At 40.7% G+C, this 617-nt stretch carries 2 protein-coding genes; both read right to left on the reverse strand.

Features of this window, described 5'->3' with window-relative positions:
* A partial coding sequence (tsaB, locus tag ACTHTS_RS10925; protein ID WP_440370045.1) for a tRNA (adenosine(37)-N6)-threonylcarbamoyltransferase complex dimerization subunit type 1 TsaB occupies positions 1–283 on the reverse strand: 283 nt, incomplete at its 3' end.
* 2 nt (positions 284–285) lie between these two features.
* On the reverse strand, positions 286–617 hold a 332-nt coding region (locus tag ACTHTS_RS10930), incomplete at its 5' end, for a helicase C-terminal domain-containing protein (protein ID WP_440370046.1).

Genomic DNA, 617 nt, shown 5'->3' on the forward strand with positions numbered 1-617 from the left:
CCGCAATAACAGGTAAATCAGCACCAAATGCAAGCCCTTGAGCAATCCCTGCGCCGACACGGACACCAGTAAAACTACCAGGACCGCGTCCAAATGCTAACGCATCTATTTGCTTCAAATTGATACCTGAATTAGCGAGCAACTCATCAACCATTGGAAGAATACGTTTTGTATGTGTACGTTGTGGTAATTCATCTGAATGTGTGTTTTCGCCTTTATGCCAAAGTGCAACAGAACAGGCTTCTGTTGAAGTATCGAGTGCTAATAAGGTGATATTTTTCATTATTAATCCATTTTCTCATTTTGTAAGAATTGTACCACTTTATTGAGATCTCGGGTACGGGTTGAATTAGGTAAACTTTTTAGAAAGGTTTCGCCGTAATTTCGCATAACAAGACGATTATCACAAATAATTACCGCACCGCGATCTGTCACATCTCGAATTAGGCGTCCTACACCTTGTTTCAGCGTAATAACCGCTTCAGGGATCTGTATATCATTAAATGGATCGCCACCTTGTAATCGACAATCTTCAATACGTGCTTTTAGCAAAGGCTCATCTGGTGCAGTAAAAGGCAATTTATCAATAATGACTAAGGAAAGTGCATCACCACGGA

It is taken from the genome of Neisseria sp. P0019.S003 (assembly GCF_051957115.1).
Lineage (GTDB): Bacteria > Pseudomonadota > Gammaproteobacteria > Burkholderiales > Neisseriaceae > Neisseria > Neisseria flavescens_D.